The 22,306-nt window shown below is 67.4% G+C and carries 18 protein-coding genes and 1 pseudogene; 6 read left to right on the forward strand and 13 right to left on the reverse strand.

Annotated elements, in window-relative coordinates; translation table 11 throughout:
* Nucleotides 1-43: 43 nt before the first annotated feature.
* Genes CBI38_RS13465 through CBI38_RS13475 form a run of 3 tightly spaced genes read right to left on the reverse strand, consistent with a single transcriptional unit; the run spans nt 44 to nt 2,375 of the window.
* Entirely contained in the window at nt 44-1,114 is a 1,071-nt protein-coding gene (locus CBI38_RS13465) for a quinone-dependent dihydroorotate dehydrogenase (protein WP_109329505.1), read from the reverse strand.
* Nucleotides 1,115-1,124: 10 nt separating this feature from the next.
* Nucleotides 1,125-1,364 carry a DUF5703 family protein gene (locus tag CBI38_RS13470; protein ID WP_109329507.1) on the reverse strand — a complete coding sequence of 80 codons (240 nt, stop codon included), beginning with the start codon at nt 1,362-1,364 and terminating at the stop codon, nt 1,125-1,127.
* A complete protein-coding gene (locus CBI38_RS13475; protein WP_109329509.1) occupies nt 1,365-2,375 on the reverse strand; it encodes a YncE family protein in 1,011 nt (336 codons plus the stop codon).
* A gap of 182 nt (nt 2,376-2,557) precedes the next feature.
* Between CBI38_RS13475 and CBI38_RS13480 the strand changes: the two genes are divergently transcribed.
* Nucleotides 2,558-2,911, forward strand: coding sequence for a hypothetical protein (locus CBI38_RS13480; protein WP_109329511.1), 354 nt, complete (start codon nt 2,558-2,560; stop codon nt 2,909-2,911).
* 13 nt (nt 2,912-2,924) lie between these two features.
* On the opposite strand, the gene CBI38_RS13485 is transcribed toward CBI38_RS13480, so the two are convergent.
* The 5 genes from CBI38_RS13485 to CBI38_RS13505 form a co-directional block, all read right to left on the reverse strand.
* Complete coding sequence (locus CBI38_RS13485; protein WP_109329513.1) at nt 2,925-3,797, reverse strand: heme ABC transporter ATP-binding protein; 873 nt, start codon at nt 3,795-3,797, stop codon at nt 2,925-2,927.
* Nucleotides 3,794-4,864 (reverse strand): FecCD family ABC transporter permease, encoded by a 1,071-nt coding sequence (locus CBI38_RS13490; RefSeq protein ID WP_109329515.1) that lies wholly within the window; start codon nt 4,862-4,864, stop codon nt 3,794-3,796. The genes CBI38_RS13485 and CBI38_RS13490 overlap by 4 nt, the downstream gene beginning before the upstream one ends.
* Nucleotides 4,861-5,901: a heme/hemin ABC transporter substrate-binding protein gene (locus CBI38_RS13495; protein WP_109329517.1), complete on the reverse strand. Its 1,041-nt coding sequence runs from the start codon at nt 5,899-5,901 to the stop codon at nt 4,861-4,863. The genes CBI38_RS13490 and CBI38_RS13495 overlap by 4 nt, the downstream gene beginning before the upstream one ends.
* On the reverse strand, nt 5,898-6,584 hold the full coding sequence (locus tag CBI38_RS13500; RefSeq protein WP_109329519.1) for a biliverdin-producing heme oxygenase: 687 nt from the start codon (nt 6,582-6,584) through the stop codon (nt 5,898-5,900). Before CBI38_RS13500 ends, CBI38_RS13495 begins: the two co-directional genes overlap by 4 nt.
* A gap of 96 nt (nt 6,585-6,680) precedes the next feature.
* A complete protein-coding gene (locus CBI38_RS13505; RefSeq protein WP_109329521.1) occupies nt 6,681-7,610 on the reverse strand; it encodes an aldo/keto reductase in 930 nt (309 codons plus the stop codon).
* Between the two features lie 241 nt (nt 7,611-7,851).
* Here CBI38_RS13505 and CBI38_RS13510 point away from each other — a divergent pair, with 241 nt between their 5' ends.
* From CBI38_RS13510 to mshC, 5 genes are all read left to right on the forward strand, one after another.
* A complete protein-coding gene (locus tag CBI38_RS13510) occupies nt 7,852-8,697 on the forward strand; it encodes an undecaprenyl-diphosphate phosphatase (protein WP_109329523.1) in 846 nt (281 codons plus the stop codon).
* A gap of 40 nt (nt 8,698-8,737) precedes the next feature.
* Nucleotides 8,738-9,436 (forward strand): histidine phosphatase family protein, encoded by a 699-nt coding sequence (locus tag CBI38_RS13515; protein ID WP_109329525.1) that lies wholly within the window; start codon nt 8,738-8,740, stop codon nt 9,434-9,436.
* Between the two features lie 104 nt (nt 9,437-9,540).
* Nucleotides 9,541-10,134 carry a DUF3090 domain-containing protein gene (locus CBI38_RS13520; RefSeq protein ID WP_109329527.1) on the forward strand — a complete coding sequence of 198 codons (594 nt, stop codon included), beginning with the start codon at nt 9,541-9,543 and terminating at the stop codon, nt 10,132-10,134.
* A 3-nt stretch (nt 10,135-10,137) separates the two neighbouring features.
* On the forward strand, nt 10,138-10,941 hold the full coding sequence (locus CBI38_RS13525; protein WP_109329529.1) for an SCO1664 family protein: 804 nt from the start codon (nt 10,138-10,140) through the stop codon (nt 10,939-10,941).
* A 92-nt stretch (nt 10,942-11,033) separates the two neighbouring features.
* On the forward strand, nt 11,034-12,278 hold the full coding sequence (mshC, locus tag CBI38_RS13530) for a cysteine--1-D-myo-inosityl 2-amino-2-deoxy-alpha-D-glucopyranoside ligase (RefSeq protein ID WP_109329531.1): 1,245 nt from the start codon (nt 11,034-11,036) through the stop codon (nt 12,276-12,278).
* Nucleotides 12,279-12,342: 64 nt separating this feature from the next.
* Here the strand turns inward: mshC and CBI38_RS13535 are convergent, their stop codons facing one another.
* The 5 genes and pseudogenes from CBI38_RS13535 to CBI38_RS13555 all read right to left on the reverse strand — a co-directional run bounded on the left by CBI38_RS13535 (nt 12,343) and on the right by CBI38_RS13555 (nt 22,110).
* A complete protein-coding gene (locus CBI38_RS13535; RefSeq protein WP_109329533.1) occupies nt 12,343-16,524 on the reverse strand; it encodes a TIGR02680 family protein in 4,182 nt (1,393 codons plus the stop codon).
* 52 nt (nt 16,525-16,576) lie between these two features.
* A pseudogene (locus CBI38_RS13540) lies at nt 16,577-17,905 on the reverse strand (TIGR02678 family protein); the annotation flags it as partial.
* Nucleotides 17,902-19,353, reverse strand: a complete 1,452-nt coding sequence (locus CBI38_RS13545; RefSeq protein WP_109335063.1) for a TIGR02677 family protein — start codon at nt 19,351-19,353, stop codon at nt 17,902-17,904. The gene CBI38_RS13545 and the pseudogene CBI38_RS13540, both read right to left, overlap by 4 nt.
* Nucleotides 19,354-19,648: 295 nt before the next feature.
* Nucleotides 19,649-20,806: a hypothetical protein gene (locus CBI38_RS13550; protein WP_109329534.1), complete on the reverse strand. Its 1,158-nt coding sequence runs from the start codon at nt 20,804-20,806 to the stop codon at nt 19,649-19,651.
* A gap of 182 nt (nt 20,807-20,988) precedes the next feature.
* Nucleotides 20,989-22,110 carry a helix-turn-helix domain-containing protein gene (locus CBI38_RS13555; RefSeq protein ID WP_109329535.1) on the reverse strand — a complete coding sequence of 374 codons (1,122 nt, stop codon included), beginning with the start codon at nt 22,108-22,110 and terminating at the stop codon, nt 20,989-20,991.
* Between the last annotated feature and the right edge of the window lie 196 nt (nt 22,111-22,306).

Genomic DNA, 22,306 nt, shown 5'->3' on the forward strand with positions numbered 1-22,306 from the left:
TTCTCTCCAGGGTCGCCGGCCACCGGTCGTCGAGGCACCCGTGTCAGCGGACTACTCCCGCGCCCACCGCGTCCGCGATGCTGTCGAAGCCGGCGTCGCGGACCTTGCGCGCCAGCCCCTTGTGGATACGGCGCGCCCAGAACGGTCCGCCGTAGATGAAACCCGTATACCCCTGGACCAGCGAGGCCCCGGCCAGGATGCGTTCCCAGGCCTGCTCCGTGGTCTCGATCCCGCCCACCGAGATCAGCACCAGCCGATCGCCGACGCGCGCGTGCAAGCGGCGCAGCACTTCGAGGGACCGTTCCGCGACCGGTGCGCCCGACAGCCCGCCCGCCCCGATCGCGGTGACCTCGGCTTTCGGGGTCCGCAGGCCGTCGCGCCGGATGGTGGTGTTGGTGGCGACGATCCCGGCCAAGCCCAACTCGACCGCGAGATCAGCGACGGCGTCGACGTCGTCGTCCGACAGGTCGGGGGCGATCTTCACCAGGACGGGAACGCTGACGGTCTCCTGAACTGCGCGAAGCAACGGCCGCAGCGACTCGACAGCTTGCAGGTCGCGTAGTCCCGGTGTGTTGGGTGAACTGACGTTGACTACCAAGAAATCGGCAAGGGGCCCGAGAAGCCGCGCACTTGCTGTGTAGTCGGCGGGCGCTTCAGCCGCGTCGACGATCTTGGTCTTGCCGATGTTCGCACCGATCGGAACACTCGCGCGTCGCTGCCGGAGATGGTTCGCGGCATTGCCTGCGCCGTGGTTGTTGAACCCCATTCGGTTGATCAGGGCGCGGTCGGCGGGCAGCCGGAACAAGCGGGGAGCTGGGTTGCCAGGCTGAGCCTGCGCCGTCACGGTTCCCACCTCGGCGAAACCGAATCCGAGGGGACCCCACGCGTCCACACCGGTGGCGTCTTTGTCGAAGCCGGCGGCCAGTCCCAGCGGGGCGGGGAAGTCCAGTCCGAACACGGTGTTCTTCAGCACCGGATCGTTGACCACGAGGACCTTGCCGACCAGCTGGCGCAGCGGGGTGACGCCTGTCGCGAGGCGCATCGCCGTGAAGGCCAGATGATGAATGCGCTCCGGGGGAACGAGGAACATCAGCCGCAGGAGCAGGTGATACAACGGGATCTCCCTAGATAGCCGGGTCGGGAACATGGTGGGTGGTCTTTCGTCGTTTGAGCAGCACGCGCCGGCTGCCGTCGGAGTACAGCCGCACGCGCGAGAGCTCCCAGCCACCGAACTCCGCCTGTATGGCGAGTCTCATCGACGCACTGACGCGGGTGACGTCCGGTGGCAACCGCAGCGGCACGTACTCGAAGTCTTCGGACTCGATTTCCCAGCCGGAGGGGAGACGGCGTGAATGCGACGACATCTATGAGCTCCTCGTCGGTATCTGCTGCAACCCGTCACCCGTGCCGGAACCGATGAGTAGATCACCGCTGACGGTGTCCACCGCGATCGAGTTGGGCTGGCGGACCGTGGGATAGCGTGCGGTTTCCACCCCGACCCCGCTGGCGAGGTCATAAGCGACCACCTCGTTCGTACCGGTCGACGTGACCCACGCCCGGTTGGCCTCGTCGTCGTAAGCAACGCCGTATGGCGCATCTCCCGCCGGAAACCGCTGGCGCAGCATCAAAGTGTCCGTCGTATACGCCAGCAACTCGTCCCCGGCCGTATCGGTCACCAGAATGCGACCGAAGTGATCGGTGGTGAGTTGAGTCGCACCTTCACCGGCGCGGAGAGCGGCACCGAGGGAGGACTTCGGAATGTCGACTTCCGTGACGGAAGTTTGACCGCGGTCGAGTGCGGTGAGCGACTCGCCGACCACGGCCAGCGCATCTACCGAGGTCAGTCCGTCGATCACTTGTGACTCGGCGCCCTCGCTGCCGGCGATGTGAATTTCGCCATTGCCGAGTCCTACGGCCAGCCGTCCGTCGGGCAGTTGCGCCACCGACCGGACGTCCCCGTCCGCAGGGACGGAGTCGAGCTCGGCGGATCGAAGGTCCAGCCGTCCCACCTGGCCATTCATGGCGAGCAGTGCAGTTCCGCCGGGGGCGAGGGACACCTGGGTCACGGGCTCGTTCAACCGAATCGAACGCGGTGCGGCGCCGAGGTCGCCGCCGGCGAACAGAAGAACTTCCCTCCGGTCGCCGACCAGGACGACGGTGGTACGCGTGTCGGGGTCGATTGTGACCGACTCGATAGGTTGCCCGATCGGATGGACGACACCGGCAGGCGTTGTGGCCTGTGCGGGTGACTGAGCTGCACTGGCCGGCGCGATAGTGACTGCCTGATCCTCGTCGTTGCTCGAAGAACAGCCCGTGACCAGCAAAAATGCCGCTCCGACGCACGACGCGACGACGCGCGCTCCAGGTCTGCCCATGCGCTGCTCCTCGGGTTTCTCTTCTATCCGTACCTGCACAACTGTCCACCAAGCATCCCTGATTCGCGAAACACCGGGCGAAGCGGTCGGTGCCCAGCGCGTCGCGAGGCGATACCGTAGGGGCTATCGACCCCACGTGCGGTTGTTCCCGACAACCGGACGAGGTCATCGAGGAGAACACCGTGGAACTACCCGAAACACCGACGTTCACCGTCGAAGACGTCTCGGTCGGCCCGCACGCGCACGGCTTCGGTCGCACGGCAGAGGGGAACTCCTATGCCTTCCGGGTACGGAAGAGCACCCTGTTCGTCGAGGTGTACCGGGCGGACGTCGAGACGGATGTGCCGGCACCGGACGACATCATCGCGACGGCTCGTCGCTCGATTCGCGAGATCGATCTGACCGACGAACGCTCCATCGTCGCGGTGGTGCGGGATGCGGTCGCCGCCCCCGATTCGGTTGTCGTCGGACAGGAAGACGGCAGAACGGTCCGCGCTGTACTGAGCCGCCTCGGCGCCGTCATCGACGGACTCTGACACCCGTACGGCCTCAGCGTCGGTCACGTCGAGGTAGCACAAGGGGTGTCCCGGTTTCCGGGTGCGCGATGACCTCCACGGGATGGCCGTAGACGCGGGTGAGGAGCTCCGGGGCCAGCACTTCCCGGGGTGGGCCGTCGGCGGCGACGCGGCCGTTCTCGAGCACGAAGATCCGGTCTGCATAGGCGGCGGCGAGAGCAAGGTCGTGCAGCACCACCACCACAGCTGTGCCGGCGCGGGCACGGTCGCGCGCAAGCCGCATCACTGTCTCCTGGTGACCGAGGTCGAGCGCTGCGGTCGGTTCGTCGAGCAGAATCGTCTCGGTGCGCTGAGCGAGCACTCGTGCCAGCGCGACGCGAGCACGCTCACCGCCGGAGAGAGCGGTGAAAGGTCGATCGGCGAAGGGCTCGACATCGCAAATTCTCATCGCCTCGGCGACTGCGGTGACGTCCTCGTCCGACCGGGACGTTCTGGCCCACGGGGACCGGCCCATCGTGATGACCTGGCGTGCGGTGAACGAGAAGCCCACCGTGTTCTGCTGGGGGAGTACGGCGCGGCGCTGGGCCATCTCGAGGGGCGTCCACGTGTCGACGTCCCGGTCGTCGAGGTGGACGGTGCCCGACTGCACGTTCTGATCGCCCGACAGCGCCGCGAGGAGGGTGGATTTGCCGGCGCCGTTGGGTCCGACGAGGACGAGAACCTCCCCGACGCGCACGTCCACCGACACCTTGTCCAGCACGGGTCGTCCCCCGCGGTGGACGTCGATGTCGACCGCGCGCAGCGTTACCGCACCTGGGCGGGGTGCCGGCGGAACCGGATCGGTCCGGCGGAGGAAATTCTGCGCGAGAGCTTCCCGGATTCTCGTCCGCAGACGGCTGGGGCTCATGCCCAACCGCCCTGGCGGGCTCGGGTACGGCGGAGCAGCCAGAAGAAGAACGGTCCACCGACCAGAGCCGTCAGCATGCCGAGGGGAAGGTCCGCGTTGGCCACCAGGGACCGGGCGCCCAGGTCGGCGAGGAGGAGCACCAGCGACCCGCACAACGCGCTGGCCGGAATGAGCACTCGGTGCCCCGGTCCGACGGCGATACGCATGAGGTGGGGTACCACGAGGCCGACGAACAGAATGATCCCGGTGAAGGCCACGCTCGACGACACCAGCAGCGCGACGATGAGGACGGCGATCAGGCGCAAACGCTCGACGTCGAGTCCCAGATGTCGCGCTGCGCTCTCACCGAGCGAGAGTAGGTCGAGTTTTGCCGCGATCACCATGGTCGCGGCGATACCGGCGACGGTCATCGGCGCCACTACCGCGACAGCGCTCCACGTGGCGCCGTTGAGGCTTCCCAGTTGCCAGAACACGATCTGGTCACGGGCGGCCGGCGAGGCAATGAAGGTGAAGAAGGCGATCAGTCCGCCCGCGAAGGCATTGACCGCGACGCCGGTGAGTACGAGGGTGACCACCTCGGTGCGGCCGTCGTGGCGGGCGAGGACGTACACGGCGACGGTCGTGATGAGTCCGGCGATGAACGCGGACGCGGCCACGGTCCACCCGGCCGCGAACGCCCCGCCGACGACGATGGCGGCACTGGCACCGACGGCTGCCCCGGCGGAGACCCCGATGACGCCCGGCTCGGCCAGAGGGTTGGCGAAGACGCCCTGCAAGAGAGCACCGGCGCAGCCGAGGGCCGCGCCGACGAGGATCGCGAGGACGACCCGGGGGAAGCGGACCTCCCACAGCGTGACCTCACCGCTGGGATGTGCGGGGAGGGGCCCCAGGTCGAGTCCTACGCGGTGCGCGATGCTGCCGAGCACCTCGCCCGGTCCGGTGGGCACCTGGCCGATGCATGCGGAGAACACTGCGGCGACCGCGAGCGCGATCAGCAACCCGGCCAGAACGATGCCGGTGCGTGTTCGAGAAGAAGCCTGAGCTGGTGTGACGGTGCCGAGGCTCATCGATCGGCCGGCTGATAGACGGCGTCTGCCAAGGCGTCCAGCACACGACCGGTGTTGGGTCCGAAGCTGAGAAGCACCCCGTCCTGCATGTCGACGACACGCTGGTTCTTTCCTGCCGGGGTCTGCGCGACACCGGGAATCTTCGCGAGTCCGCCGATCCCCCCGATCGATTCGAGGCCACCCGTCATCATCAGGATCACATCGGGGGCTGCGGCGATGAGGGCCTCGCTGGTGATGGGCGCGAACTGCTGGGTGATTCCGGAGGCGGTGCCTGCGTCGACGGCTCCGAGGGCCTCGATCAACGAGTCGGCCCCGGATCCCCGCCCGCCGATCATGGTGATCGCGGTGCCGCGCAGATAGAGGAAGGCGATCTTCAAGGGATTCTCACCGTCGGGCGCCCGGCTGCGGGCCGCTGCGATCTCGTCGTCGGTGCGGGCAGCGAGTTCGGCTCCGCGCTCGGGCACACCGAGCGCGTTCGCCACCGCGATGATCTGCGGGGACACGCCGGCGAGGGTGCGCGTCGGGTCGAAGTAGACCACCGGAACGCCCGCCGCGCGCAATTGATCCTGAACGCCTTTCGGTCCGATGCTGGTGTCGGTGAGAATGACCGTCGGTGCAAGGTCGAGTATTGCCTCGGCGCTGAGTGACTGGCCGCCCGGCGTCACCACCGGCACATCGGCGGCGGCGGGGAACTCGGCTGCGATGTCGCGGCCGACCACGTTGTCGCCGAGCCCGAGAGCGAAGACCGTCTCCGTCAGAGTGCCGTAGCGGTCGGCGGTCACGATGCGGCTCACGTCGTCGATCGTGACGTCCACGCCGTCGAAGCTGCGGACCGTGGTGGGCAGCACCGGTGCGGCCGTCGACGCGACAGGTTGCGGATCGAGATCGTCCAGCACCGCGGTGTGCGCGCCGTGCGGGCCCGTCCCACCGTCACCGTTTGCGGATGTGCACGCGGAAGCGCCGACGGCGGCGACGAGTACCACTGCCAGTACTGCGAGAACTGATCGGGGAGTGCACGTGCGGACCACGGGCCTCACCGCGCGAGGTAGCTGTCGATGTCGGCTTCGAGATCGGCGAACAGGTCACCGTTGAGTCGATACGCGAGGTTCACCTCGTCGATCACCCGTTGCTGATCGGCCGCGGACAACGGGGCGGCGTCGAGTTTCGCGCGATACGCATCCTTGAACAGTTTCGGTTTCGGGATCTCCTCGAAGATGTAGAACCGCAGGCCGTTCTCGGTGTATCCATAAGCTCGTTCGAGCATCCGGCGAATGATCTGACCACCGGACAGATCGCCCATGTACCGAATGTAGTGGTGCGCAACGAAACCGGCGGGCCAGTCGTACGTCACCTCACGCAGCCGCTCGAGGTACCGGGTGGTGGCGGCGAGCGGGGATACGGTGTCGCGCCAGGACGAACCGCGCAGGTACGCCAAATCCGCTTCCAGGGCCGGCACGCGTATCAGCTTCTCGGACAGAAACGGTGAGGCCACCGGATCATCCGTGTGGGTGCGTCCGGCCTCTTCCAATTCGCGGTAGACGAGATAGGTCTGGGCAAGCAGTTCGGCGTAGCCGTCGGAAGTCAACTCTCCGGCGAGTAACGCTGCGACGAACCGGGACTGTTCGGTCTCGCGGTGAGCGGCGTCCGTGCCGTCCTTGATGCGCTCGGCGAAACCGACCGCTCGGCGATCGGCCGCGTCGGCCTCGTTCAGCGTGGTCATGAGCTCTCCTGCAGATCTACGACGTCGACCGTTGAGCACCAGGTTAGCCTGCCCTCCTTTTCCGCGGCATTCGCACGGAGGGCGCCCCGCGGGCCCTCAGGCGCTGACGTCGTCGAGGGCCGCGGAGATGGCGGGCGGCAATTCGAGTTCCTCGGCGACGAGGACACCGGTCAGCTGGGCGATGTCCCGGGCGCCAACCACCGCGCTCGCGACACCGGGACGGTCCCGTGCCCACGCGAGCGCGACCGCCAGCGGTGAGGTCCCGAGCCCGTCCGCGGCGGTGACAACGGCATCGACGACACCGACCGAGGAGTCGGTGAGGTAGTTCTGCACGTCCTGGGAGTGCGCGTCGTCGGCCCCGCGCGAGTCGACGGGAATCCCGTTCCGGTATTTACCGGTCAGGACGCCGCCCGCAAGGGGCACCGCCGCGAACACCCCGATCCCGTGATGTGCGGCGGCGGGGAGGAGTTCCTCTTCGACCCCGCGCGCGAGCAGGGAGTACTCCACCTGCGTGGCGACGAGGGTGGTACCGCGAGAGGCTCCCGCAGCGGTAGCCAGCTGCCACCCGAGGTAGCCGCGGGCGCCGACATACCGGACGCGGCCACTCGAGACCGCGAAATCCAGTGTCGCGGCCACCTCGTCGACCGGGGTGAACGGATCCCAGGTGGCGACCTGCCACATGTCGAGGTAGTCGGTTCCGAGTTCGCGGAGGGTGGCATCGAGTTGAGCGAGCAGGCCTCGGCGCGAGCAGTCGACCCGCAAGGGGCCGTGCGGGTTGATGCCGGCACTCGAACTCAGGACGAGTTCGGTTCGGGGCACCACGTCGTCGAGCAGTTCCGCCAGAATGCGCTGCGCTGCACCGTCACCGTAGGCGGGCGAGGTGTCGACGAGCGTGCCGCCGGCATCGACGAAGGCCGCGATCTGCGCGGCGGCTTCGTCGCCGTCGGTGTCGCGTCCCCAGGTGAGTGTGCCCAGGCCGAGGCGTGACACCCGCAGACCACTTGCTCCGACCGATCTCTGTTCCATAACCGCCTGCGTCTCGTGCTGTTTCCCCGGACGGCGACTGCCACCCGGGACGGGCCACCACAGGAGCAGAGTAGTGGTGTCGCGCGGAACTAGCCGTCCTGCCACGCCGGATTCTGCTGCGACCGGGGCCTCCCGGTACCGTGGCGCCGGTGAATGACGAACGCGACATGGGAAATTGGCGTCCTGACAGCAGATTCGAGGCCTCGCGGGCCGGTGTGCTCCACCTCGGGACGGGTGAGTGATGGGGGAGGCGATGTCGTGGCTCCAGGCGATCGTCCTCGGAGTCGTCCAGGGGTTGACGGAGTTTCTGCCCATCTCCTCGTCCGGCCATCTGCGGATCGTGTCCGAGGTCTTCTTCGGTGACGACGCAGGCGCCTCCTTCACCGCCGTCACCCAGCTCGGCACCGAGGCGGCCGTTCTCATCTACTTCGCCCGAGACATCGGCCGGATCGTCGTCGCGTGGTTTCGCGGATTGCTGCATCCCGAGCATCGAGGTGACCTCGATTACCGGATGGGCTGGTACGTGATCATCGGCACCCTTCCGGTCGGAATTCTCGGCTTCCTCTTCAAGGATCAGATCCGCACCGGCGCACGTAATCTCTGGCTGATCGCCACCATGTTGATCGTCTTCGCGCTCGTCATCGCAGCGGCGGAGTACTACGGACGCAAGGTCCGTCCGGTCGAGGACCTTCGCGCCAAGGACGGCATCATCATGGGTTCGGCCCAGGCACTCGCGTTGATCCCCGGCGTCTCGCGGTCCGGCGGCACGATCAGCGCGGGCCTGTTCCTCGGACTGACCCGAGAAGCCGCGGCGCGCTATTCGTTCCTGCTCGCCATTCCGGCCGTGGTCGCGTCGGGTCTGTTCAGCCTCCCCGACGCCTTCGAGCCCGCAGGGGAGGGCCTCAACGCGAGCGGCGCCCAGTTGCTCGTCGCGACGCTGATCGCCTTCGCCATCGGGTACGCCTCAATCGCATGGCTGCTCCGCTTCGTCGTCGACCACTCGATGTACTGGTTCGTCGGCTACCGGATCATCCTCGGCGTCGTGGTGCTGTCACTCCTGGCAACCGGTGTCGTGTCGGCAACCTGAGATCGGGCGGCCGGCGGGTGCGCGACACTAGGCTGGGCCAATGACTGTTGTCCTGCTGCGCCATGGGCGGTCGACCTCCAACACTGCACGCACGCTCGCCGGCCGGTCGCCGGGAGTCGAACTCGACGATCAGGGCCGGGAACAGGCAGAGGCGGTTGTCGCCCGGCTCGCGGACGTCGTGATCGAGGAAATCGTGCACTCACCGTTGTTGCGGTGTGAGCAGACGGTGCAGCCACTCGCGCGGGCGCGGGGGCTCACCCCGGTGGTCGAACACCGGCTCGTCGAGGTCGACTACGGCGACTGGACCGGCCGTGAACTGAAGGCCCTACTCGAGGAGCCGCTGTGGAAGGTCGTCCAGCAACATGCGTCCGCCGCGGTGTTTCCGGGCGGCGAGGGCCTCGCCCAGGTGCAGGCCCGGGCGGTCGCAGCCCTTCGTGAGCACGATGCCCGGCTCGCGGAACGGCACGGCCGGGACGTGGTGTGGGTGGCATGCTCGCACGGTGACGTGATCAAGGCGGTGCTCGCGGATGCGCTTGGCTCCCATCTCGACGGCTTCCAGCGGATCGTCGCCGAACCCGCGTCGATCAGCGTCGTCCGCTACACCTCCACCCGGCCGTACGTGCTCAAGATGAACGACACCGGCCACGACCTGTCGGCGGTCAACACTCCACCGGCGTCGGGGGACGGTGCCGCCGCCGAAGTTTCGGGGTCGGTCCCCGGCGGGGAGGTTCGCCTGTAACGATTGACGGATAATGAACGGGGCACGCTGCTAGGAAGAGTCTCAGACGGATCAACGAGTGGGCAGCGCCGCAGAAGGGCCCGGCTCCAGCTGAAGGAGGTGCAATGTCACGCGCAATTCACGTATTCCGCACTCCTGACCGGTTCATTGCGGGAACGGTGGGTGAGCCCGGCGACAGGACGTTCTATCTCCAGGCGGTTCACGAGACACGTGTCGTCAGCGTGTTGTTGGAGAAGCAGCAGGTTCAGGTACTCGCGGATCGGATGGGACTCCTGCTCGAGGAAGTACACCGCCGGTTCGGTACGGAAGTACCGCCGCAGGGCGCCGAACTCGATGACGCGAGCCCGCTCGTCACGCCCATCGACGCCGAATTCCGGGTCGGGACCATGGGCCTGGGCTGGGACGCGGACGCCGGAGCCGTCGTCGTGGAGCTGCTGGCCGCCACCGAGACCGAGTTCGACGAGTCGGTCGTTCTCGACGACTCCGAGGACGGCCCCGATGCCGTACGGGTCTTCCTCACCCCGTTGCAGGCCAGGGACTTCTCGCTGCGTTCCGAACGGGTCATCGCCGCCGGCCGGGCGCCGTGCCCGCTGTGCGGGGAGCCGCTCGCGCCGGAGGGGCACATCTGTATCCGCACCAACGGATACCGCCGCGGCCACAGCTTCGGTCTCACCCCGGAAACGGACGAGGAGGACTGACAGTTGCCCGCCGAGGAGTCGGACCCTCTGGAGTTCGGCGAACTGACCCTCATCGGCCAGATCACCCACGCCAGTAACGCGACCTTGGTCTGTGATGCGGTGATCGGTGAGACTGCGGTCCGGTGCGTGTACAAACCGATTCGCGGGGAGCGTCCGCTGTGGGACTTCCCCGACGGAACCCTCGCCGGCAGGGAGTACGCGTCATATCTGGTATCCGAACAGCTCGGATGGGGTGTGATTCCGCGCACTCTCCTTCGCGACGGTCCATTCGGGCGAGGAATGGTTCAGCAATGGGTGGACACGGCCGACCGCCACGGAGACGATCGGCCCGGACTCGATCTGGTCGACATCTGCGCGCCCGGCGCAGTGCCGGACGGGTGGTTCGAGATTCTTCGCGCCAGCGACATGGATGGCGAGCCGGTGGCCCTTATCCACGCCGACGACCCCCGGCTGCAGCGCATGGCTGTCCTCGACGTACTCATCAACAACGCTGACCGCAAGGGTGGGCATGCGCTCGAAGGACTCGACGGTTCCGTGTACGGAGTCGACCACGGCATCTGCCTGCACAGGGAGAACAAATTACGGACCGTGCTGTGGGGGTGGGCGGGGACGCAGGTGCCGGGTGCCCTGGTGGTCGACATCGCCGAGTTGATCCCCGCGCTCGAGGGCGACTTCGGTGCGCGGCTCGCGGAGCACATCACCTCCGCCGAGGTCGCGGCCCTGTACGAGAGGGCGGTCGACCTGCTCGACGCCCCCGTGATGCCCCGTCCCAACGGGCACCGGCCGATCCCGTGGCCCGCATTCTGAGACGTGCGTGCACGACCCAGGAATCCGTGTTGCCCGGCGACGGGCGGCGGCTCCCTCGAGGGCGGTGACGCCGGTCCACTAGGCTCGCAAACATGCAGTCTTGGTCCGATACCGCTGTCCCGTCCGTCCCTGGCCAGGGTTCCCCTCTGCGGTTGTTCGATACCGCTGACCGGCAGGTTCGACCGGTCACCCCGGGGCGCACGGCGACCATGTACGTGTGCGGTATCACTCCCTACGACGCCACCCACCTCGGCCACGCCGCCACCTACCTGACATTCGATCTGGTCAACCGACTGTGGCGTGACGCCGGCCACGAGGTGCATTACGTCCAGAACGTCACCGATGTCGACGACCCGCTGTTCGAGCGCGCCGCCCGTGACGGCGAAGACTGGGTCGTCCTCGGCATGCGGGAGACGGCGCTCTTCCGCGAGGACATGGAGGCCCTACGGGTCATCCCGCCCCGCGACTACATCGGCGCGGTCGAATCCGTCAACGAAGTGGTAGAACTCGTCGAGAAATTCCTCGCCTCCGGTGCCGCGTACATCGTCGACGACGCCGAGTTCCCCGATGTGTACTTCCGCACCGGTGCCACCGAGCAGTTCGGGTACGAGTCCGGATACGACCGCGAGACAATGGAGAAATTCTTCGCCGAGCGCGGGGGAGACCCCGACCGCCCTGGCAAGGAAGACCCCCTCGACGCCCTGGTGTGGCGTGCCGCCCGCCCCGGCGAACCGTCGTGGCCGGCACCGTTCGGGCAGGGTCGTCCCGGCTGGCACATCGAGTGTTCGGCTATCGCCCTCAATCGCATCGGCTCGGGCTTCGACGTGCAGGGCGGAGGCAGTGACCTGATCTTCCCGCACCACGAGTACTCGGCTGCACATGCCGAATCCGTGACCGGCGACCGTCGCTTCGCACGCCACTACGTGCACACCGGGATGATCGGTCTCGACGGCGAGAAGATGTCGAAGAGCCGTGGCAACCTCGTGTTCGTGTCGAAGCTGCGGGGCGAAGGCGTCGACCCCGCGGCCATCCGGCTCGGACTGCTGTCGGGGCACTACCGGCAGGACCGTCCGTGGACCGAGCAGGTGCTCGCCGACGCGCACACCCGGCTGAAGTTGTGGAAGGATGCCGCCGACCTCAAGTCGGCGCAGTCGGCCACGGACACGATCGTGCGGCTGCGTCAGCATCTCGCCGATGACCTCGACACACCCAAGGCGCTCGACGCACTCGACGGCTGGGCCCGCCGCGCGCTCGATCACGGCGGTTCCGACACCGATGCCCCGCGCCAGTTCGCTGCAGCGGTCGACGCACTGCTCGGCGTCCGACTCCACCCGTGAGTACTTCTTAACCAACCGAGGTTAAGAAGTACTCACGGTGGGGAGTGCTGCTGGTAGTCACACCTCACACCTCGGCGAATTCGAGCCCGCCCTCGACGGGGGAAGGCACTCGTCGACGCAGAGGCGATCCGAGTGCCCGCGCCAGATCGGTGCCGTCGTGTTCGGCGAGCAGTTCGCCGTCTGCCCATACCAGCAGTGCGGCGCTGACGCTGTGTTCCGCCGTCGAGTGCGCGAGGTCGTAGTGCGCACACCCCGGGACCCCGGCGTAGGTGATCCAGAGGTCGTACCCGGTCATGAACAGGTCGAGGTCGAATTGGACGCTCAAACCGAGGAGTTCACCCCGACCGTTGTCGTCGACGCCGGCGAAGGCCTCGTCCAGGGCGAGAAGTCGCGGTGCGTGTGGATCAGCGGAGTCGAGCATCACGTGGGCGGCCGCGAACAGTGGCAGGTGGAGCGACACCGACTGTTCACCGCCGGAGAGTGCACTGTGGCGGGCGACGGTGAGGCGGTCTTCGCTGCCGCCTCCGCCGACGAGGGTGAAGGAGAACACCCGCCACCTGCGGTAGTCGAGTGCGGAGGCGAGGATCTCGGGGTACGAGCGTTCGGGGTGCGCGGCCCGGGCGGTGCGAATCTGGGCCGCGAAATGTGCACGCATGGCGGCGAGATCGTCCGGACTCAGCGCGGACGCGTCGCGATCGAGCAGTTTCGAGATGGCGCGGGCGTTGTCGTCGAGGTTGTCGGCGAGAACCCAGTGCACGCCGATCGTGTTACCGGACGACATCCGCCGCTCCCGCATCTCCGAACCCATTCGCGCGATCAGGTCGCGGGCGTCGACGGTGCGTTCGTGGATCTGCTGAGCGAGTCCGGTGAGGAGGGCGTCCTCGAGTATGCGTCGTTCCGAGTCGGTGAGGAGGAGTTCCTGATCGGCGCGGGCAGCGGCGATGCGGGACGCGAACGCACCCACCGACGAGTAACCCTGATCGTCTTGGACCTGCACCACGGTGAGCCCGTCCGGTGCGTCCCACTGCACGCGGTAGTCCTGACCCGCGGATGCGAGGCCGGCGTCGAAGTCCTGCAGGGCTGTGGTGAGCGCGGTGCGGGTGGATTTGCGTGCCGCCTCGCTGACTCGCACCGCGTCGGTGGCCGAGTCCAGCGCGCTGTACAGGGCGAGCACCTCGGCGGGCAAGACCTGTGCCGCGCTGTCCGCGTTGTCCGCGTTCTGAATTCGGTAGACGAGCTGATCCGCGTTCATCCAGGCCGCAGGACTCGCCGGCCACACGTGCTCGGTGTCGACGCCGAGTAGTTCGAGGAGGTCGCGTCGTGCGTACGGGGCCAGGCGCGCCGCATCGTTGTGGGTTTCGGTAAGCGCGATGCGCAGGGTGGCGACTGCCGCCGCGTAGGCGCCCTCCGCTTTGCCGATCGCCTCTCCCGCATCCTTGTCCGCTTTGCGGGCCTCCCGCTGCCGCTGCTTGCACGCCTCGATCCGGGCATGCGCTTCCTCGAGTTGAGCATCGATGTGTTCGGCGCTGGCGCCGAGGCTCTCGCGAAGGGTGTCCAGCCGTTGGACCTGTGTTGCGAGACTCTCTTCGGCGATGGCCGCCTCCTCGGCGAACTCCTCCGCGTTGCCACGTGCTTCCGCGAGCCGCTCGTGCGTTTCCCGGGTGTGCTCGAGTTCCTTGAGATGCTCACGCCGACAGCGCAACACCAGCTCGCCCTGCTTCTCGAAATGCCGGATGGCTGCGGCCAGTGAGTCGATCTCGCGTGCCACGTGTGGAGTTCGGTGGGTGACGGCCGCCGTGCGCAGCTGCTTCTCTTTGGCCGACAGGTCGGCGATGGCCTGATCGAGATCACGATCCGCCGCCGCAGACGCCTCGGTGCGTGAGCGCAGCATCCCCGCATTCTCGGTCACCGATTTGAGTGCGCGGAGAATCGATGCGGTGCGGGGCAGTGACCGGCTGGTCGTGGTGACCTGCGCGGACAGCGCGACGGCCTCCGCCTCTGCGGTGTGGGCGTCGGTCAGCAGCGCCTCGGACTCGTCGATGGTCCGATCGAGTTCGGCGATGCGGGCCGCACGTCTGCGCGCACGTGCCGTCGCGCCGATATACTCCGCGTCGCTCTTGGCATGCGAACCCTGTTGTACGCCTTGCCTATACCCGCCTACGCCATCGACGGCGACCATTGTGCCGGACACCGAGGCGCTGTCGGGCACCCAGGCGATGGACTCGAGGACGGCCTGCACGCGATCGGCGGGGACGCCGGTGTCGGGCTCGACCTCGAGGACGTCGGCCAGGGTGGGACCGTCCGGGCGATCGCCCGTCGGTAGTGGCAGCAGAAATTGCTCGGACTCGGTGTCCGGCATCGGTCCGTCGCCGCCGAAGATCCACCCGTCGAGGAGGTTGGCGGCCTGTAACGCGGACTCGACGCCGGTCGCCGCTGCGGCCTCCACGTTGTCGCGGAAGCGGACCAGACGCCACAGTGGTGCGCCGGGCAAGTCCTTCCGCGACCCTGTTCGGGCCGCGAAGGGTGCCGGGGCGTCGTCGTGCTCGGCGGCAACCTGCGCACGGGTGGCTCGCAGGTCGCTGATTCGCTCGGTCAGTGTCGCAATGTCCGATTCGGCGCGCCGACGACGGAATTGGAGCGACTCGACGGCGCCGGCGGTATGGGCGGTGAGCACTTCGGCCAAGGTGGGTGCGTCGTCGTCACCGACTCGGTGCAGCGCGGCGTCGAGTGCGTCGAACAGCGATGCGGGCACTCCGAGGGAGGTGTAGAGCGGCGCATGTTCGACCCACCAGGACCGCAGGGCGACAGCGGTTTCGCTGCGTGCGACCTCGACAGCCGCTTCGGCTTCGAGGACTGCGGCCCTGGCCTGCTCGAGTTGCTCGCGACTGCGACGCGCTGCGGCGTCGGCGCGGGTTCGTTCGGTGGCGGCTTTCTCGACCGTGCTCAACGCAGCCCGCACGGCCCGCACGTCGCCGTCCCGCTCCTCGGCGTGCCCGTGCAGCGCAGCAGTCAGCTGGTCGGAGCGGGCACCGGCGGGCAGTGGGGTCCACGTGATGCCGGCGTCCTCGGCAGCGACGTGCAGTTCGTCCTCGGCGCGCGCGAGCGCCTCGACCAGTTTCGCGACAGCGGCGTCGGCCCGTTCGGCTTCCTCGGTGCGCTGCGACAGCGTGGCCCGCGCTTTCGTCGCCTTGTCGACTTGTTGCTCGGTGGCCTTCTCGAGAGTGGCCACGGCTTGGGCGAGATCGTCGAGTTGTGTGCGTCCCTCGTAGGCGGTGGAGCGCTTGAGGGCGTCGAGGTTTTCGGTCGCCTGATCCAGTGCCCGCTCGGCGTCGATGAAGCCCTGCTCGGCCGCTTCGCGTGCTTCCCGGCTGCGGGTCTGTTCGGCCGCAGTCTCCCGTAGTGCGGTAATCCCGTTCTCGACTGCGTCGAGTCGCCCGGCCAGCTGGTCGACGTCCGAACGCGCCTGCTGGCGCAGGTACTTGGTGTACACGCCGATGAACCGCTGGGTTGCCCCGTCCGCCGCGGCGAGGCCTTCGAGGGCACGTCCGACTTCTTCCATGTCGCTGAACGAGCGTGCAGCCTCGAGGACCAGTTGCTCGTCGAGGGGTCGCAGACCGTCGGTCAAGGCCTGGGACAAACCCTTGGGATCGAGGTTCTTGGCAAGCTGTGGACGCCGGAGGGTGAGGATCAGGTTGATCAACTGGTCGTATCGCTCGGCGCCGAGGCCGAACATGCGTGCATCGATCGCAGCGCGATAGTCCACCGGCCGATCGGTCAGACAATCGGTTCCGATCTGCTCGCCCAACTGCTTCTTCGTCAAGGGGCGATCGTCTGCGCCGAGCAGGGAGAAATCGACGCCGACGCGACCGTCGGCGACGAAATACCACCGGGTGACCTTGTCGTTGGACCTCGTCGCGCGCATGCCGATACCGACCGTCACGGCCTCGGGATCATCCTTCGGCCCTCGACAGAACTCCATCCACACATACGAATACGCGCTGTCCTGGCCACGGTAGAGAAGGTTCGACTTCATCGTCCGCTCCTCACCCGCAAATGGATTGAGGCGCCGCGGTTCGATGCGGCCGTCGAGAACGAACGGGAACAGGACTTCGAGCGCCTTGGTCTTGCCCGACCCGTTGGGTCCCCGCAACACCAATCGTCCGTCGGCGAAGGAGAACTCCTGGTCGCGGTAGTCCCAGAGGTTGATGATTCCGGCACGGGTGGGCCGGAAGCGCGCGCTGGTCATGCGAAGGTGTCCTTGCTGTCGTTCGAGGAATGGGGGAACAGATCGATCTCTGGGTGCGGTCGCGAATGTTGACCACGACTCCGCGATACCGCGCCAGCGCCGGTAGTACGAGAATCCCGCCGGGAACGGCGGCGACCAGGCTGAGGCGGTCGAGCAGTGCGACTGCGGCACGTCCCAAACCCTCGGGATCTGCCTGCCACCCGGCAGCGAACGTCTTGCCGAATCGATCGACCAGCGACGCCATGGTCAGTCGAATCCGGCTGTCCTCGACGAACGGATACGTAACCGGTTCGGCGGCCGGCAGCGTCGCCGCGTTGTCGGGGGCATCTGTGGCCAGGCTGTCGAAAATTCCGGACAGGGGAACGGCACCGTCCAGTTGCTCGATCAGAGCTGTCGCCTGTCGGTCGGGCACCGGCAGCTGGACTGGTTCGGCCCCGTCGGGATCGAGCAGGTGATCCGCGAGCTCGCCCGCCAACAACAACGCGACCTGCGCGACGGTGCCGGTGCCCGGAAACCGGATGTCGGACAGACGTCCCGACGAGTCGATCATGGCGACGCCCTCACGCCGCCTTTCGGCGACCAGTCCGGTGAGAAGTTCGACATCGGCTGCCGTTCGAGGGAGGGCGAGCTGCAATTGTTCGTCCTCGTCGAGTTCGGCCGCGTAGACGACGGGACGCTCGATGAGGGCGCGTCGGACACGCCGAGCTACTTCCTTGGTGTCGACGGCGCGGTCGAACGCCGCGGGATCGGAGTCGCCGCCGCGCCCGGAAAGAAGTTCACGGACCGACCGGAGATGCTGGAGAGCGCGGGACGGCCGGAACAAGGCGATGACCACCGAGCGGTCGATGTCGTACAGCGCCTCACCCGCATCGGGATTGGCTGCCCAGCTACCCGCGTCACCGTCGGCCAGCGCTATCGCGCCCCGGGTCGCGAGCCAGCCGACTGCGTCGACGAAGGCGTCCCGGTCGGCGGCCCGCTCGGTGGCGAGTTCGATGCCCTCGACCTGCGCCGCGGAGGCGGCCACGTGGTCTGCAAGTTCGGAAAGGGTGATCTGATTGCCAGCCCGCCCCAGCGCGGCCAGTGCCAGTGCAAGGTACGCGTAGCGGTACCGGTCGAACGTTCGATCCGTCGCGGTCTTGGCCGGGGCCCCGGCGTCGAGTCGATCGGCAATGGTGAACAACCGCGCGGTGGTTTCGGTGACCTCGAGTCGATATCCGAACAGATCGAGCAGGTCATCGCGTAACTCGGTGGCCCACCGGCGGAGCAGCGGAAGCGCGATCCGATCCGGGTAGGTCTGTGTCACCAGATGATTGGACAGAATGATGCGGGCCGCCCGCTGGTAGGAGTCGAGCGCGAGCGGCGGTATCTCCCGTGCCCTCACTGGACCGTCACCCGCAGTCCGTCGAGGTGGAGCCGGCCGCGGGCCGTGTGTACCACCGTCGATTCCGAATGGGGAGTCAGCGTGAGTTTCACCCCGTTACCGGATCCGGACGCGCCGCCGACTTTCCCGCTCACGGGGACGCGAGCCGTCAACGCAGCGTCGAGCAGGCTGAGAAGAACATCGGTTTCGGCGTTGTCGAGCACCCGTTCGTGCACTCCTCCCGACGCGAGCGATTTCGCCGCCGACGCTCGGGCCCGCTGACCGGCCAGCTGCTCTTCTCGTAACCGTCTGATGCCGGCGTCGTTCCTCTGGACACGGGCGGGGGCGCCGGGGGAGGGCGCACGTCCCGTCTCGGCGAGCGTGCGGGAGATCTCGACGGGCGGTGCCTCCCACCACGACCGCGAGTCGGGAATGATGTCGGCATCCGGATGCACCATGGACAGATGGCGGGGGCGGCCGAGGTCGAACACGGCGCGGAACAGTGCGTGCGCCGCTTCCTCGGAGGGAGTGGCAGCGAACCAACCGGCGAGGTGCCGCAGCTGGCTTTCCCGGCTGACGCCTCCCCGCCGCGTCTCGGTGACCCTGCGGAGGAGCGACAACACGGCGGCGATAGCGCTCATGGTCCCTTCGCGGAGTCGTTCCGACTCACTCGGCCCGGACTCCGGTGGCAGAAACCAGTGCGTGAGGCCGTTCCATCGTGCTCGCCAATCGGCTTCCCGCTCGGCGAGCGGCAAAAATACTCGCTCGTCGCTCATCGCGGCCCTCCGGAGGAGGTCGTCGATCCCGGTGTCCTCGACCTCTCTGATCGCTTCGGCCAGTTTCGGTGCGTAGCGGGACAAGTCGGAACTGAACTCGCGCATGTGGGTGAGGAGCGCATCTTTGTGGGACAGGAATGTTTCGGGCGTGATCTCGGTGGTGCGCACCAGATCGCCGAGTGTGAGATAGAAGTGAGCGGCACGGGTGGCCATGTCGGACAGCGTGGCGTCGAGGCGACTGAGCTTCCGGAAGATCACGTCGTTGTCGGCGGCCTTGTTGGCGGCAGCGAGTTCCTTCATGTCCGCCAGCAGTTCGGGCAGAGCGAGCCGGGAAAGTGAGGCGTCGTCGAGGCGGGCGGCGAGGACGTCCTCGACGGCCCGGAACACTTGGTAACCGGCCTGGCTGAACTGGTAGACGAAGTGCCGATTTCGGTACTCGGCGAGGCTGGCGGCCCGCGTTCCGTCGTAGCTGCGCTCGAGAACCTCCCATACGTGGAGTTGCTCGAGCAGGGGAGTGACCTCGGCAGGGGAGAGCTGCCCGGACACGTCGTCGGCGGCGATGCGGCCGAGGATGGTGGCCACTTCTGCGGCATGCAGGAGCACGACGTAATTGGCGCGGGCATGGTCGAATGCCCGGAGCACCCACAGATACTCGACGCGTTTCTCGGCGGTGGCGAAGGAGAACAGCTTCAACCGATCGTCGCGTACGAGGAGATCGGGGAGTGGCCCCTCGGGGCGGGACCACTCACGGGAGTTGCCTGATTCGCTCACCGGAACAGGTTATGCGGTCGTGTACCCCGCGGCCGAACGCCGTGCCGACCTGCGCCTTCATCTTTCGACGATGAATCGGGCCGGGACGGAAACACCAAATTTCGCGAACTAGCGATCCCACGCGGGTAGGCGACAACAGCCGTCGCCGCCACCCAGCGCAAGTCCTGACCGAACACACCCAGTCCGTATGGCCTCTAGGCGGAGAGCAGGTCGGATGTCACAGGACGAACAGGACGAAGACGATGGCGACCAGCACGAGCGCTAAGCCGACTACCGCTGCGACCAGCCAGGAACTGCGGGTGTCGGAGCCGGCAATGGGCGCGTCCTGCGCGACGGCGCGCGGTTCCGGCGGTGTCGCGACCGCCGTTGCACCCGTGGCACGCGCAGAGGAGGCACCTACTGCCGCGGCAGATGCGGGTTGTGTGGTGCGCGCCGCGGATTCTCTCGGCGTCTCGGCCGCTGCGGGCAGAGGCTCGCCGACAACGGCGTCGATCACCTCGGTGACGTCGTAGGAGGGCGGGAGGCCGATCGGGGTGACCCGGTGCGTCGTCGGATTGAAGCCCGCCGCGCGAATAGCGGCGCCGAGGGCGGCGGTCTGTTCAGGGCCGGGGCCGACCACACACCGCACGTCGAACTTCTCGCTCACCGAGGTCGCGAAGCCTCGAATCGCTGCTGCATCCCGCGCGATGAGCCCGTCACCGGTGACCACGACCGCGTCGAGGTTGCTCGGAAGCCATCCGAACGCACCCAGCGCGGTGGCGATCTGGGCGGAGGGAGTTCCCCCCGACGCGAAGCGGAAGGCCTTTCCCGCCTCGACTCCTGAACGGATCAACGCAACCGTCGCGCCCGTGTCGTCGACATGATAAATACCGACCAATTGTCCGGGACGTTCGGCAATTTCGGATTCGAACCAGGCGGCCGCGGCTTCGGCGTCCGATACCAAGGACAGGTACGACATGTCGGCGTAGTCCAGGGCGTCGCGGAGGGCGGCAACTGCAGTCGAGTCCCAGCGAGTGGGGTACGACGCCATGATGTCGGGAGCGCCGCCGGTTCGCCCACCGTGGTCGGGCAGTGGTTCACACTCCCGGAGCAGGCAGCGCATGGCGCCCGCGACCAGGTCTTCGGCCCGGTATCGGGTGCCGTCACCCAGCGCGACGCCGGCAGGATCACCGACCCGAGGAAGAAATCCTGACACGGTGTGCGTCCGACCGAGGGTCTGTGGTGCCGAACCGCCGAGGATCGCGGTGCCGTCCGGGCACATGTGCAGGACGGTGTCCCTGACGATCACGACAGGATCCGGTGACCCCGGGTCGTTCGACGCGACCACCGCTGTGGACACGACACTGCCGATCCTGAGCCCGACTCCCATGGACATGCAAGTACCCCTATTCGTGTGCGAACGGATTGTGAATTCCGCCTGGCCGTTCCGACGCGCTCGTCGCGGCCACAAGATGTACATCCTGCTACTCGGAGGGGCCTGTGCCCGCCATCACGCGCGGCGTGGCGGCGGCGTGTCGCTCGTATCGACCGCTTTCCTCGATATTTGGGCGATCGCAGTCACGAAGGAGTGTGTGGGGCGAGCGGGGTTCGCCATTCGCTCTCGTGGTCGGCGAGCCAGCTGAGGAGATGCTCAGCCTCTTGGGGATGACGCCCGGTTCCGGCAAGCAAGTCGGCGAAGGCCTGCGTCGGGGCCACCAGGCGAACGTTCTCGCGGAACAGCGTGCGCTCGAACACGGCCGCTGACCGGGGAGTGGCGATGAGGACGTTGGCGCCTTCGTCGACGGGGCGCAAGTGGAGGGCCTTGGCGAGCGCCTCGCCGTGATCGGCATAGATCTGCACCTGGTGCGCCGGTGCGTAGTCGACGAACGCTGCCGCAGCGACCGAACCCGTAACTGCATACAGCTGATCTGCGTGCTTTGCGAGACCGGCGAGGACGGAGGCGACGCCTTCGGGGGCGAAGTAACCGACAGTGGGGGAGTCCTTGAAACTGGCGTCGCTGCTCCAGGCACGCAACATGTGCTGCCACCGCACCCTCGTCACGGGTCCACGGGGGAGTCGCTCCAGTAGATCGCGTTCTTCGAGCGTTTCGACGACTCGATAGGTGGCTCCAGTCGAGGCCCCGGAGAGCCGGACGAGTTGAGGGACGGTGAGTTGACCGGAGTGGTCGGCGAGCGCCCGCACCACGCGGGCGGCCGGGTCGCCGGTCAACTGGGCCGCGGGCCGGCCGGGACCGCGCCAGGGGTCGGCATCGGCACCACGATCACGTACCCAGATTGCCGGCCGGTCGGCAGACAGCGAGGTATTGCCCGTGGCGTCGGCGTAGGAGAGGCCACGCGCATCGAGTTGACGCCGAACCGGTTCGGAAAGATAACGCGCACAAACGAATCCGCGATCAGAATCGGAAAGGCTGTCTGCGAATCTGGCCGCGTCCCCCGCCAGCACACCGCGAGCGGGGATGACCGAGAAGGAGGCTACCTCGCCGTTCGGCGCACCCACGAGGAGGCGTTCCGGAGCGTCGGGGAGCGAGCGGGACTTACCGGACGTCAACGTCCAGCCGTGGGGGAGCGCTGCCTGGAGCGTCGCGATCGACCGGCGGTAGAGGTCGATGTCGCGCTCCGGCTTGGGAAATGGCACTTTTTGCTCGCGACCCGCGAATTCAGTGTTCTCCTGACCCGGCACGCCACAACAGTAACATCTGTCACAGACGGAACACCCGCAAAGTCCGAATGGGCACGCGTTTCCGACGCAGCTGAGTGGTCAGTTTCACAAGAACCTCACCACGCCGACGACTATCCGACAGCCACGGGGGAGTCGCCGATATATGCGGGATCTCGAGGACCGGGCTTCCCGAGGGGAGCGTCGAGCTTCATCGGGA

The sequence above is a fragment of the Rhodococcus oxybenzonivorans genome (genome assembly GCF_003130705.1).
In the GTDB taxonomy this organism is placed as follows: domain Bacteria; phylum Actinomycetota; class Actinomycetes; order Mycobacteriales; family Mycobacteriaceae; genus Rhodococcus_F; species Rhodococcus_F oxybenzonivorans.

Coding starts and splice junctions, on each gene's coding strand:
- CBI38_RS13500 (WP_109329519.1), bottom strand. CDS start 6,584: ATGACCACGCTGAACGAGGCCGACGCGGCCGATCGCCGAGCGGTCGGT.
- CBI38_RS13475 (WP_109329509.1), bottom strand. CDS start 2,375: ATGGGCAGACCTGGAGCGCGCGTCGTCGCGTCGTGCGTCGGAGCGGCA.
- CBI38_RS13535 (WP_109329533.1), bottom strand. CDS start 16,524: ATGACCAGCGCGCGCTTCCGGCCCACCCGTGCCGGAATCATCAACCTC.
- CBI38_RS13510 (WP_109329523.1), top strand. CDS start 7,852: ATGGGGGAGGCGATGTCGTGGCTCCAGGCGATCGTCCTCGGAGTCGTC.
- CBI38_RS13505 (WP_109329521.1), bottom strand. CDS start 7,610: ATGGAACAGAGATCGGTCGGAGCAAGTGGTCTGCGGGTGTCACGCCTC.
- CBI38_RS13470 (WP_109329507.1), bottom strand. CDS start 1,364: ATGTCGTCGCATTCACGCCGTCTCCCCTCCGGCTGGGAAATCGAGTCC.
- CBI38_RS13515 (WP_109329525.1), top strand. CDS start 8,738: ATGACTGTTGTCCTGCTGCGCCATGGGCGGTCGACCTCCAACACTGCA.
- mshC (WP_109329531.1), top strand. CDS start 11,034: ATGCAGTCTTGGTCCGATACCGCTGTCCCGTCCGTCCCTGGCCAGGGT.
- CBI38_RS13490 (WP_109329515.1), bottom strand. CDS start 4,864: ATGAGCCTCGGCACCGTCACACCAGCTCAGGCTTCTTCTCGAACACGC.
- CBI38_RS13520 (WP_109329527.1), top strand. CDS start 9,541: ATGTCACGCGCAATTCACGTATTCCGCACTCCTGACCGGTTCATTGCG.
- CBI38_RS13550 (WP_109329534.1), bottom strand. CDS start 20,806: ATGTCCATGGGAGTCGGGCTCAGGATCGGCAGTGTCGTGTCCACAGCG.
- CBI38_RS13485 (WP_109329513.1), bottom strand. CDS start 3,797: ATGAGCCCCAGCCGTCTGCGGACGAGAATCCGGGAAGCTCTCGCGCAG.